The sequence below is a fragment of the Alicyclobacillus herbarius DSM 13609 genome (assembly GCF_000430585.1).
Classification (GTDB): domain Bacteria; phylum Bacillota; class Bacilli; order Alicyclobacillales; family Alicyclobacillaceae; genus Alicyclobacillus_G; species Alicyclobacillus_G herbarius.
In genome coordinates, this window is record NZ_AUMH01000012.1 from 96,291 (window position 1) to 109,278 (window position 12,988).

Genomic DNA, 12,988 nt, shown 5'->3' on the forward strand with positions numbered 1-12,988 from the left:
TCGTTTGTCAAGTGGAAATGAGAAGTAGCATTCATTGTCATGAAGTACGTAGGTCATATGGCGAGAGGCACCAAGGAAACCATGCGTCGAGGGGCTGGTGGTTGGTGGGTCTGGCCGCCTGTGGCGGCTAGTTAAGTCGGCGATAGCCCCGGGTAACCCCTTTCCGGACAACCTCTAAAGCTGCGGAGCGAACAGGCGGGCAGCCCGGTCCAAGCCCCGCCGCCATAGAGGACGGTCGGCCAATTCGTCCAGACTGAGTTGGGTGGAGGATTCCAGGTCCCGATGAAACTGCTCGCGCAGTTGTTCCGTTACCTCTCTGCTGTAGATGACTTCAGAGACTTCAAAGTTCATGCGGAAGCTGCGCGGGTCGTAATTGGCCGCCCCAACAATTCCCACGTTGTCGTCGACGGTCATCACCTTCGCATGCAGGACGCCGGGTTCGTATTGAAACACCTGAACCCCAGCCTTCAACAAGTCCCCATAATACGTCTGGCTGGCCAGGTCGACCAAGCGGTGATCCGGGTGCTTCGGAACCAGCAGACGGACCGTAACGCCCCGCGCCACAGCCGTTTTCATGGCCATGGTCAGGTCCGGATCGGTCGCGAAGTAAGGGGTGGTAATCTCCACCTGCCGCTTGGCCAGAGTGATGGAGAGGAAAAACAATTCGCGCTGGCTTTGTGCCGGGCTGTCCGGGCCGCTTTGAATCAGCTGCACCGCTGCGGGCACAGACTGGCCGGCGAACGCCCGTGCTGCAGGACTACTGCCATGGGTGTCGGGTGTCTTTTCTTCATTGTGGTCGGAGCTTTGCCGAGAGGCATCTGCGTCCCAACCGGGGCTGTCCAGGTGGGCAAACTCCACGGCCAATGCCGGTCGAGCACGACGGATGCTTCGAGTACGTAGGCGCGACAAAACCTTTCCGGATTCGCTTGTGGAGTTCGGGTCAAGGTCTTGACTGGACTCGGCGTTCGCGCTCTCGGTCTGCGGCGCTTTCCGGTGGAAGGGTTCGTCCGGTGTCGCGATGGCCCAGTTCATGTTGAACACCCTCGCCAGAGCCGAGACGCCGTCTCCGCTCAGGCACAGGTGCGTGTCTCGCCAGTGTCCGACGCCCGGCTTCAATCCCGTGTACTCGTCTCCCACATTGATGCCGCCAACAAACGCAATTTCGTCGTCCACAATGGCAATCTTGCAGTGGTCGCGGTAATTCAGCCGGCGGCTTAACCAAGGGAAGCGGAGAGGAAAGACGGTACGGCACTCGATTCCGGCGGCCAGCATTTCCGCCAACGTAGCTTTGGGCAACTGACGGCTGCCAATCCCGTCACGAATAAACCGCACCTTCACGCCGGCGCGGGCGCGATCGCACAGAATGGCCGTTATCAGTTGCCCGACGTGATCCGCCCGATAAATGTAGTACTCCATGTCGATGCGGCGCCGGGCCGCGCGTAGGGCGTCCACCAATGCTTCGTACTTCTCCGGTCCGTTGGTCAAAATGCGGACGTGTGCGTGGCGCGGTGGTTCTCCCGTAATTCGCCACAGGGCCGCATGAAGTTCCTCCGCAGGTGCTTCGACGCCGGTCAGGTCAGCTTTAGGGTCAGCCGGCGAGGCGTCGGATTTGGACCGTCGCCGAATTCGGGCCGGCCAGCTGAGTGCCACGTAGAGGAGCGGGCCGAGGATAGGCAGAATCAACCCGACCGCCAGCCAATTGAGGGCTCTTTGCGGGCGGGTTGCGTCGCGCAGGGCGATGCCCATAAGACATACGGTATTCACGACATAGAGCAGAATGACGAACAGCAGCAAGACGAATTCCTCCCTGACCCCGCCTATGATGGGACGATGTCTTTCTTTTCATACGTGTGCAGGGCCAGGGTGGCTCGGACAAGGACGTCCTTTATGTTTCTCGCTAGTGTAAAAGGCACTTAGCGAGAAGGCATGTGGCGGTGGCAAGTGGGTAATATTACCGATGGGGGGATTTACTTGTGGTCTATGAAGGTTCAACCATGACCGCGCTCTCCATAGACGCCACCCGTTCCCAGGCTTCAAGCAAGCGGGAGATGGCAGGTTGATAGCGGGGCCTGTCCCACGAGTTGTACGACGGATGTGGGATGTCTGGAATCACAAGCCACTGTTCACTGTGCACGTCAGCGAGTCGGAAGAACTTCTGTGCGAAGCGTCCACATGGGACCATGACGCAAGCGCGATCCGTCAATTTTTGCAGTTTCGCGCGCAGTGAGGCGACCAGCACGTCTTGCACAGCTTGAGCCAGCGGCGAATCGAAGGTGTCCCTCTGATTGTTCGACCGAACCCACTCCAGAGCCTTCAACCATTCTCCGTAGTTCCTGTGCACGTCGTGACTGCGATAGGCGCTCCCCTGCATCGGGATGTTGGATACGTTCATCAGACCGATGCGGTCGAGGCTCGGTCGGTGCTTTTCTTCGTCTCTGTTCTTTTTTACCAAGAGACCGAGTGGAAAACGGGCGTAGCGCTCACCAAACAGGTGGCGAGTCATGGTGGCGCCGGAAGACCCGGACACCGGTGCCTGGTAGCGCAGTTCCTGCACATGCGGGGATTCGAGAAGAAAGATAAAACGCGAACTGGGTTGAATAATGTCTGGCACCTCAAAGTGTTTCCGCAGCTCCGCTTGGACCAACTGGAACGCTTCACGGTATTCCACCGTTGAGTCTTGCATTGCATAACCTCCCACTTCCATTCTAGCACGTTTCGGCGTGAGAAGAACCCAGAAGCTTCGTTTGTTATGAAAATTTATCTGACTTGATTGTTAGAAAAACTAACAAATCGTATTGCGGGTGGCCCGTAATTTACGGTATGGTTTGAGCACAAACCGGGAAGGGGTGTAAAGAAATATGCCAAATGTAAGTCCGGGAGATACGGCATGGGTATTGGCCTCGGCCGCCCTCGTTTTCATCATGACGCCGGGTGTGGCATTCTTCTACGGCGGATTGGTGCGCAAGAAAAACGTCATCACTACCATTTTTCAGGCGTTTGCAGTGATTCTGCTGGTCTCTGTGCAATGGGTGGTCTTCGGGTACAGTCTGGCTTTTGGTCCCGACGTCGGCCACCTCTTCGGCAATCTCAGTTGGCTCTTTCTGCATGGGGTGGGGGCGGTTCCAGACCGCGACTACGCAGCAACGATTCCGGCGGCCGCCTTCAGCATGTTTCAGCTCATGTTTGCCATCATTACCCCGGCCTTGATTGTCGGTGGTCTGGCGGAACGCGTAAAGTTCTCGTCCTTTTTGGTCTTTGTCCTTCTCTGGTCCACCTTTATCTACGATCCGCTCGCGCACTGGGTGTGGGGCGTCGGCGGTTGGCTGCGCAATCTTGGGGTGCTTGACTTCGCCGGTGGCACGGTGGTTCATATCAGCTCCGGTGTGGCCGGGCTCGTGGCCGCCATTTACCTGGGGCGGCGCGTTGGGTACGGATCGAACAGCATCCGCGCGCACAACGTTCCGTTTGTGCTCCTTGGGACGACGCTGTTGTGGTTTGGCTGGTTTGGTTTCAATGCTGGCAGCGCTCTGGCCGCCAACGGGTTGGCCGCCACAGCATTCATGACGACCAACACCGCCACAGCGGCTGCGGCGCTTGGTTGGATGGTGGTGGAGCGGCTTAGGACGGGCCACTTCACACTGGTCGGGGCGTGTGCTGGAGCGGTGGCCGGGTTGGTGGCGGTCACCCCTGCTGCAGGATTTGTCACCCCGGGGGCCTCGCTGGTCATCGGGTTTGTCGGTGGCATCGTTTGCTACCTGGCGTGCACCTTTATGAAGGGCCGACTCGGCTACGACGATGCCCTGGATGCTTTCGGCGGCCACGGTATTGGTGGCACCTGGGGCGCGCTGGCGACCGGACTGTTTGCCACGACCGCGGTCAATTCCGCAGGGGCCAACGGACTGCTCCATGGTCATCCGCAACAGGTGCTGTTGCAGCTTTGTGGGGTCGCCACAACCTGGGTCTTTTCCGGTTTAGGAACCCTTATTCTCATCTGGGTGGTTGACAAGGTGATGGGCTTTCGGGTTACACCGGAAGAGGAGGAGCTGGGGCTGGACGCTGTGTTGCATAACGAATCAGCCTATCCAGATTTAGTGTCCCCTGAAGAGTGGGCGAAACAGAGACTCGTGGAAGTAGGGGGAGAGGGTATACCCCACACCTCGGCGGTTGTGCCGCAGCGGTAAAACGGGTGTGGTTGGAAACAAGGGGTCATAGGTTTGTTGCGACCCTGCTGAGCCGGGAAGGATTTCTCCCGGCTCGGTGGCGCGTTCACCTGTCTCGGGCACTCATTCGTATGCGCGGTTTACTTTTGGGAATGGCGCAGGGAGCGCAGTTGGGGCAGGTGGGCATTCCCCAAATTGAACCACACCCAAACGGCGTTCACGAACAGGAGTGCCGCTGTAACGAAAAAGACGTTGGCGATTCCGAATCCGGCGGCCAATTGACCGCCCAACAGCGGACCGCATAAATTGCCCAGGTATTGGGCCGATTGGTTATACCCGAACATACGCCCGGCAATATCGTCCGGGACAAGCCGGCGTACCAAGGAGTTGACCGATGGCAATAAGCCAGCCATAAATAATCCGAGGATAAACCGGAGCACCAGCAATTCCCAGGCGTTTCCTACAAACGCCTGCGGAATGAACGCAATCGCGGACGCCGTCAGGCAGATTAACAAAACGCGTTGTTGTCCGAATTTGTCCGCCAGTTTTCCAATCGTGGGCGCAGCGATAACGTTGGCCAGACCGGCTGCCGCCACAACCGCGCCGGCCAAAAGGGCAATGTGGCGGCTGTGCGGGCTCAGTTGCTGAACGTAGACGGTGACAATCGGGTTGATAGACATGACCGCCAACTGCAGAATAAACGTGGTCACAAACATGGCCCACACAGTCCGCGGGTTGCTCAGTTGCGCAAAGACCTCGCGCCGCGTCAGCTTCGGGGCGTGACTGCGTTCCTCGGCGGTGGGGCGTACAAACGTCTCTTTGACAAATAGAACGGTGACCAGAAAGGCGATAAACATAAATGCTCCGGTGACGAAAAAGACGTGCCGAAGGCCGAGAGCATCCGCCAGCAATCCACCGAACAAAGGTCCCAGGAGCGATCCGCCCACCGTTCCGGTGTTCAGTGTCCCCATCGCCCAACCAGACTTCTCCTGCGGTGCCTGGGTCGCCACCAGTGTGATGGCGGCCGAGATGTAGCCGGACACGCCACCCATGAGCAAGCGAAGTCCGACCAACTCCCATACGTTCTGGACGAACCCCATCAAGGTCATGATGATGGCCATGCCCAGGCTTGCACGCAATAGCATGACTTTTCGACCGTAGGTATCCGCCATGCGGCCCCAAATCGGAGCAACGATGGCGGCTAGAAAAAACGTCGCGCCAAACGCGACACCCGACCACTGTTCAACCGCTGCCGTACTCTTGACACCCAGCTCAGCGATATACAAGGGTAAGAAGGGAACGACCAAACTCATGCCAGCTGTGGTGGCAAAGCAGCCAAACCAGACGACAAAGAGGTTTCGTTTCCAAAGCGGCATATGCATCACTTCGATTCCAAAAAATTTTTATTTCCGAATCAATCTCTTGACTTATTATACGCGCAACCTGTGTGCGTGAAAATGGCATAAATATGAAGGGTGTGAACGGCGGACGTCGCACACCCTTTTTGCGTCGAGATCGGGGAGTACCGATGGAGATTTTAATACGAGCCCGGATGACCTATCGGGGCGTCAGTTTGTCCATCCAGGAGAGGACGACCTTTCCACCATGCCAGAATCCGGTTGGGAACGAAACGGCCAGGTGTGTCCCTGCCCAATCACGCGAGCGCTGGCTGGGACGAAAAACGCCAACATGACAAGCGCGTACAGAAAGAGTCCGAGCATGACGGCGCTGGCGATTTCGACCAGGGAGGCGACCCCGGTTGCAATCATGGACCCGAAGGTTCCACCCATGATGACAGCGGCGGAGAAGACGACGGCCCCCATCTGCTTCATGGCGGTATGCATCGCGTCTGCGACGGACTCGGTTCGCTGTCGTTCTTCCTCAAAGCGGGTCATCAAGAAGATGCTGTAGTCGACGCCGAGTGCCACGAGAATGAGAAATACGAAGAACGGAACCACCCAGTTCAGCCCCGTTTTTCCCAGAATGTCCACAAAGATAAGCTGCAGACCGGCCATCGTGACAAAATAGGTACCTGCCAGCGAGGCGATGATGTATAGCGGCGCCAGGATGGAGCGCAGCATGATGACCAGCAACAGGAAGATGACGCTTAAAATCAAGACCACCGTGTGGATAAAGTCTTGGCTCGAGATCCGGTTGAGTTCCGCCTGCTGGGCGGTGGTTCCGGCTGCCAGGATGTCCCCGTTACGAATGGGACTGGCTGCCAGTGCCGATTGACCGGCTTGTTCGATGTCCGGCAGTTCTCGAATGGCCGTGCTGGAATACGGGTTTGCCTTCAGGACGACAGAAAACTTCGCGAGATGGCCGTCTCGAGAAATGTACGCGTTCATCGCTTTTGCCAGCTGTGCGTTGGTGCGGATGGTGCTTGCTGGCACGTAAAATCCCGGGCTGCCGTGACCCTGGGCGGCTGCGCCAGACTGATGGAGAAAATTCGTGGCCTGTTTGACGCCGCCCGCAAGCTTCGCGGCTCCTTGGCTGGCCTTTGTGAGTTCGTCCGGCGCATTCGTCAAATTGCCGGCTAGTGCGCCTAGCCCGGTTGCCACTTGCGCCGTCCCGGTGTTCAGGGACTGGGCGCCGGTGTTCAAGCGGTTGATCCCGCTCGCCAGGGCCTGGCTGCCGCTGGCCAGTTGTTCCGTGCCTTGGTGCAATTGGACGGTGGCGTTGGCGAGCGGACCTGCCGCCCTAGTCAGCTGGTCCAATTCGTCTGCAAACCGATGGGCGCCTTGCTGCAGTTGTTGAGCCGCCTGCCCCACGGTTTTTGCTCCAGTTGCCAGTTTCTGGCTTGCCGTAGCGGCTTTCGCCTGGCCCCCGGCCGCCTCTTCCGCGAGTTTGAGCATCGCTTGGAAGGACGGACTAGCCGCTTCCGCAGGATGGGTTTGCATCCACTGGCGCAGTGCTTGCACTAGCTGGGCGTTGGCCCCGGCGAGTTGTTTCTCGTCGGCGGCCAGGGCTCCTATACCTTGGGCCAAGCCTTGGCTGCCGTTCAGTCCGGCGGCGAGTTGGTCTGCACCACCGGCCAGTTTCTGGGCACCGTGATTCACCTGACGCGCACCCTGCTGCCAGCGGTTCATTCCCGCCTGCAGCTGCTCGGCCCCATGGGCCAACTGCTTGGCGCCACTGCTTAATTTTTGCGTTTGGTCCGCCGCCTGCGTCAGACCATTCGCGAGCTGACCGGCGCCGGCTTCGACCTGCTTCGCCCCTTGAGTCAACTTTGCGCTGCCCGCCGCTCCCTGAGCCATGCCCTGGGCCGCGGTATGCAGCTGACGGGACAGTTGACCAAGGCCGTCCTGGATTGACGCAAGGCCGGAGGCGGCCTGTCTGTTCTCGGTGGCGAGTTGGAACTGATGGATGACTTCACCCTCTGGTCGGGTGGCACTGTCCACCTTGCTCACCCCAGGCAAGGCGGCTATGCTTTCGGATACCTTTTCAATCGTCGCCAACCCCTGCGAACTGCGCAGGTTTTTATCTGTCCGCAGGATGATGTCGACCGGCATGACGGTGCCAGAACCAAAAGCCTGCGACACCGTACGGAAGCCTTCCGCCGAGTCTGCGCCGGGAATGTCTCCGAGCGGATCGAACGAACGCGGGTTGGTAAACAAGAGACCGAGGGGTGTCAGCACGGCCAACAGACACAACAGCGTCCACCAGGGGCGACGTAGCGCCAGTCCGCCGGTAAAGCCCCACACGCGGGAGGGGCGGTGCGCGTTTGTGGCGTCGATGCGGCGCGGCCAGAACAGCCGCGGACCGAGGATGCCAATCAACGCCGGGATGAAGGAGAAGCAAAGAACAATCAGTACAGCCACACCCACCGCGACGCCGACACCACTGCGGTACAGGCCGAAGTGAGCGAGGTAGAGGACGGCGAATGAGGTCAACACGGTTAACCCGCTGAACAGCACCGTCTTACCTATTGCCGAAACGGCGTGTGTCAAGGCGGCGGCTGGGTCATCGGGGTGTCGCCCCAGTTCCTCGCGATAGCGATTGAGAATGATAATGGAGTAGTCGGTGCCAGCGCCAAACAGCACGGCGATGAGAAAGGTCTGCGTGAAGCTGGATACGGGTAGACCAAAACCGGCCAGCCAGGCCACCAGACCGGTGGTGATGAGGTACGTCAGACCGACCGCGAGCAGCGTCACTAAGGGCGCGACAATGGAGCGGAAGACGAGGAGCAGGATAACGAGCACCAACGCCACCGTGATATAGGCGGTCTTTTCCACCCCGGCCATGGAGACGGCAATTTCATCCTGCTGCAAGGGTGCATCGCCCGTAAAGTAGACCTTGGCGTCGCTTGGTGCGTGGGCAAATACCTGATGGAGACGGTTCAGCGCTCCTTCCATGGCGTCGCTGGCCACACTATAACGTAGGCCCACGGTGGCAATCTCAGTGGTCTTATCCTTGCTGATGAACACCGCATTCGTCTTCGAGCTGCCTGAGTTCGGGCCTTGCACATACGTCACACCGTACTCACCGCGGTGCGCGTCAATTTCCGATAACTGATGGCGAAAATAATTCCGGTCAAAAGCGGTGAGACCGTGTCCGTTGTGAATCGCGATCACGGCGGTGCTGTTGGCCCCATGTTTGGTATCAATCTGCTTGACCAGATGGCTGGCCTCAACAACCGTGGAGTTGTTTGGAATGTAATCGGTATGGGTGTGCGCCACCACCTTGTTAAGGTTCGGCAGACCCAGCAGCGCAGCTGCGGTCAAAGCGAGCCACGCCGCCACAACCCACCAACGAAATCGGTAGATGGCCTGGCTCAATCGCGCATACATCTGCCTCTCTCCTTCATGTCCTGTGTTCCAGTATATCGGAAACACTTTCTTTCAGGAAGATAAATCCTTGACGGAGTCGTCGAAATAGGACGACGAGATGGCGGTGCACACGTGGCTCATAACCTTTACAACTTCTTTACAAAACCTCCGCCGATCCGGAGTACAATCGTGGTACCAGAGAGCGTTTCATGCAGGAGGTGGCGGAGAGTCTGTGACCAATCAGCCCTTTGCAACGCAAAAGCTGTTGATTGTGGATGATGAACCGGCAATTGTGAAGTTGGTGGAGTTCAACTGTCAGCGAGCAGGCTTTGCCACCGATACGTTGGTCGACGGTCGCGCTGCGTATGAGCGCGTCGTTGCCGAACCGGACCGGTATGACCTGGTCATTCTGGACGTGATGCTGCCCGGGATGGACGGGATGGAGGTCTGTCGGCGCTTGCGTCAGGAACACGTCATGGTCCCCATCATCTTGTTGACCGCCCGCGATGAGGAGCTGGACAGAGTGCTCGGCCTGGAAATCGGGGCGGATGACTACGTGACGAAGCCGTTCAGCCCACGCGAGTTGGTCGCTCGCGTTAAAGCGATTCTGCGTCGCGGTGAGCTTGCGGCGGAATCGAACCGAACAGAAGAGGTGGAGCGTTTGTCTGCCGATGGTCTGGTCGTTGACGTGGTGCGCCACGAGGCCACGTTGGACGGCCAGATGCTGACATTGACCCCGAAGGAGTTTGACCTGTTGCGCTATCTGATGGAAAACCGAGACCGCGTCCTGACCCGTGACCAGCTGTTGGATCAGGTATGGGGGTACTGGACCAGCGCGGATACGCGGATTGTCGACGTTCACGTGTCCCACCTGCGGGAGAAAATTGAACAGAACCCGAAACACCCGCGTTTCATCCATACCGTGCGCGGTGTCGGATACAAGTTCAGCCCGAGGGAGGATTGAACGGGTGAACTGGTGGAGCGGTTTGCTGCTTTTGGGGTGGCTGGTCACGGCGGTCTTATGGCGGTTTGACGTGGCGCGCCGGAATCGTTTCCTTCATCATATCGCGGCGGTTGCCCGGCAGCTTGCGCACGGACAGTTTGACGTCAAGTTGTCCAGTCATCGCGGCTGGGTCGATTTGGTTGTGTTCGATGCCATCAATCACATGATTCACATACTGTCCGACCATCAGGAGCGATTGCGCGCTGAACGGGATTTGTTGGAACACATCCTCCAACATTTGACCAGCGGGGTCTTGTTTGTGAGCCACCTGGGACGGATTGAGCGCATCAATGAGGCCGGGGCGCGGTTGTTGCGGCGGCCGCGCGAACAGTGCCTCGGGTTAGACTACTGGACCGTCTTCCGTTGGCACCCAGAGGTGGCTGCGGCGTTGACGCGCGCTCTTTTTCACGGTGAAGCGTGGCAGGAAGCGCTGACGGTCGAGGGAGGGGTGACCGTCGAGGTTCGCGTGGTACCTGTCCCCCTTGGGAGTAAGCCCCGTTTTGCCAAGCAGCAGTCTTTTGAGGCCATCATCTTACTCCACGATATTTCGCAGTGGCAGCGCCTGGAGCGCATGCGGAGCGATTTTGTCGCTAACGTCTCGCATGAGTTAAAGACCCCCATCACGTCCATTCGCGGGTTTGCCGAGACGCTGCTCGCCGATGAGGTGGCTCCGGACGTCCAAGACGACTTTTTGCGTGTGATTGTCGATGAGGCGAAGCGGATGGAGAACCTCGTCGCCGATTTGCTGACCCTCTCTCGCCTTGAGACGGCCGATGCTGCCCTGGAACTGGCGCCGGTGGCGATCACGGACGTGATCGACAAGGCGCTGACGCGTGTGCAAAGCGAGGCCGTGCACCACCAGATAGAGCTTGAACGCGTGTCCGGGTGCGATGTGTTGGTCTGGGCCGACGCGGACCGTATCCTGCAGGTCCTACTCAACCTGTTGACGAACGCGATTCACTATACGCCTGCGGGCGGACGGGTGCGGGTGTTTTGCGAGGTGTCGTTCGATCGCGTCCGTGTCCACGTTCAGGATACGGGCATTGGTATCCCGGAGGATCAGCACCAGCGTGTCTTCGAGCGTTTCTATCGCGTCGATAAGGACCGCAGTCGGGCGACCGGGGGCACCGGTCTAGGACTCGCCATCGTCAAACACATCATTGGCTTGCATGGCGGAGACCTCGGTCTGACCAGCCGTCCCGGACAAGGCAGCGATTTTTGGTTTACCCTCGCTCGCTTGACCGAGGAACGTAAGAATCCATAAGATGCATGTTCCCACGCGCTTCCCTGGAGATCCATGCTTGCAGCTGACTTTTCACCCTCGGAATGGAGTGCGACAAAGGCGGCGCGAGCTCTCCGCTGTGTCGCGTTCACGACCCCTTTGGGGCGGATGTCGATTGTGCCGCCCGTTTACAACTTCTTTACACAATCCCCACAACCCCTTCACAACCACTTGTTACCCTGACTCTGCGCCTTCGTTACAACATCAACAACAGCTTTTTAGAAACGAGGTGGCGTTATGGGCAGGTCCATCTCTGTGTCTGGCTTGTCGGCTTGGTACGGAGACCACCAGACCCTGCAAGCCATTGATATGAATCTGGGGGCAAATGCGGTGACAGCCATCATCGGGCCTTCCGGATGCGGAAAATCGACGTTTGTCCGCTGTCTGAATCGGATGCACGAAACGATACCTGGTGCCCGCAGTGAAGGTCGCGTGGAACTCGAAGGGGAAGACCTATACCGGATGCATCCGGTGGACGTACGGCGCATTGTCGGGATGGTGTTTCAGAAACCGAATCCGTTTCCGACCCTTTCTATATTCGAAAACATCGCGCTGGCGCTCCGTTTATCCGGTATGCGGCGGGCTGAAATCACCGAACGAGTCGAGCAGAGCCTGCGGATGGCGGCGCTGTGGGACGAGGTGAAGGACCGGCTGCAGCATCCCGCCACGGCGCTCTCCGGCGGGCAGCAACAGCGCCTTTGCATCGCCCGGGCGCTTGCAGTGGAACCGGACGTCCTGCTGATGGATGAACCGGCCTCTGCGCTCGATCCGGTCTCCACGCTGCGTATTGAGGAGCTCATTGCTGAGCTGAAGAGTCGCTACACGATTGTCATTGTCACGCACAATATGCAACAGGCGGCGCGCGTGGCCGATAAGACGGCGTTCTTCCTGAACGGACAGTTGATAGAGTACGGCGAAACCGACCAGGTATTCACGAATCCGCGCGACAAGCGGACGGAAGACTACATCACCGGCCGGTTTGGCTGAGGAGGGTGTGCATGGAACACCGGCGTGTCGGGTTTGAAGCGTCGTTGCGTGAACTCAAGGCTCAGCTATTGACCATGGGGAGTATGGTACAACACGCCCTGTCCGAGGCCATGGCTGCGTTTGCGGATGGCGATGTGCGGCGGGCGGAGGTGGTCGTGGAAAAGGACCAGTTGGTCAATCGACTGGAGCAGCAGATTGAGGACATGGCTATCGGGTTGATTGCCCGTCAGCAGCCGGTTGCCGGCGACCTGCGGCAGATTGTCAGCGCGCTGCGCGTGGCCGGGGACCTCGAACGGGTTGGCGACCTGGCCGTGGACGTCGCAAGGGCGGGGGTGCGTGCGCGCGGGCGGCAGGTGTCCGTGTCGCCCAAGCCTTTGCTGGAAATGACGAGTCTGGTGACCCAGATGCTTGTAGACGCTTTGGCGGCGTACGTGGAGGGTCGGCCGGAACTCGCGCGGAGTTTGGCCAGGCAGGACGATGAGGTGGATAGGCGTTACCGTGAATGGGTCGAGTCGCTGTTCGCCGTCGAGGCGTCCAGTTCCGAGGCCGTGACGGACGCGGTGACACTCGCTTTTGTCGGTCGTTATCTGGAGCGTGTCGGAGACCACGCGACGAACGTGGCCGAACACGCGGTGTACGTGTTGTCCGGAGACCGAACCGATCTCAACTAGGCTCTATCGCTCGGCCGTCATCGCTCAACTAAGTCTTTAGGATTCAACCAAATCTTCGTCGCCTCTTTACAAAGCGTTAAAACAGACTTCGCGGACGATTTACAGATGTCCTCTAT

General features: G+C 58.7%; 9 protein-coding genes. 5 read left to right on the forward strand and 4 right to left on the reverse strand.

Features of this window, described 5'->3' with window-relative positions:
* Positions 1-174 precede the first annotated feature (174 nt).
* On the reverse strand, positions 175-1,794 hold the full coding sequence (locus H522_RS0109885; protein WP_051344135.1) for a phospholipase D-like domain-containing protein: 1,620 nt from the start codon (positions 1,792-1,794) through the stop codon (positions 175-177).
* A gap of 184 nt (positions 1,795-1,978) precedes the next feature.
* Positions 1,979-2,683: a hypothetical protein gene (locus tag H522_RS0109890; RefSeq protein ID WP_051344136.1), complete on the reverse strand. Its 705-nt coding sequence runs from the start codon at positions 2,681-2,683 to the stop codon at positions 1,979-1,981.
* Between the two features lie 175 nt (positions 2,684-2,858).
* Here H522_RS0109890 and H522_RS18720 point away from each other — a divergent pair, with 175 nt between their 5' ends.
* The gene (locus H522_RS18720) at positions 2,859-4,181 is read left to right on the forward strand and encodes an ammonium transporter (RefSeq protein ID WP_081412033.1); all 1,323 of its coding nucleotides are present in this window, start codon (positions 2,859-2,861) and stop codon (positions 4,179-4,181) included.
* A 119-nt stretch (positions 4,182-4,300) separates the two neighbouring features.
* Here H522_RS18720 and H522_RS0109900 read toward each other — a convergent pair whose 3' ends face one another.
* Together H522_RS0109900 and H522_RS18725 are read right to left on the reverse strand one after the other, a co-directional pair.
* Entirely contained in the window at positions 4,301-5,536 is a 1,236-nt protein-coding gene (locus H522_RS0109900) for a multidrug efflux MFS transporter (protein ID WP_026962193.1), read from the reverse strand.
* Positions 5,537-5,728: 192 nt separating this feature from the next.
* On the reverse strand, positions 5,729-8,950 hold the full coding sequence (locus H522_RS18725) for an MMPL family transporter (protein WP_051344137.1): 3,222 nt from the start codon (positions 8,948-8,950) through the stop codon (positions 5,729-5,731).
* Positions 8,951-9,161: 211 nt separating this feature from the next.
* On the opposite strand from H522_RS18725, the gene H522_RS0109910 reads away from it, so the two are divergent.
* The 4 genes from H522_RS0109910 to phoU all read left to right on the forward strand — a co-directional run bounded on the left by H522_RS0109910 (position 9,162) and on the right by phoU (position 12,872).
* Positions 9,162-9,893, forward strand: a complete 732-nt coding sequence (locus H522_RS0109910; RefSeq protein ID WP_035453383.1) for a response regulator transcription factor — start codon at positions 9,162-9,164, stop codon at positions 9,891-9,893.
* 4 nt (positions 9,894-9,897) lie between these two features.
* Complete coding sequence (locus H522_RS18730; RefSeq protein WP_051344138.1) at positions 9,898-11,196, forward strand: sensor histidine kinase; 1,299 nt, start codon at positions 9,898-9,900, stop codon at positions 11,194-11,196.
* Between the two features lie 255 nt (positions 11,197-11,451).
* A complete protein-coding gene (gene pstB, locus H522_RS0109920) occupies positions 11,452-12,201 on the forward strand; it encodes a phosphate ABC transporter ATP-binding protein PstB (protein WP_026962195.1) in 750 nt (249 codons plus the stop codon).
* A gap of 11 nt (positions 12,202-12,212) precedes the next feature.
* Complete coding sequence (gene phoU, locus H522_RS0109925; RefSeq protein WP_026962196.1) at positions 12,213-12,872, forward strand: phosphate signaling complex protein PhoU; 660 nt, start codon at positions 12,213-12,215, stop codon at positions 12,870-12,872.
* Positions 12,873-12,988: the final 116 nt, after the last annotated feature.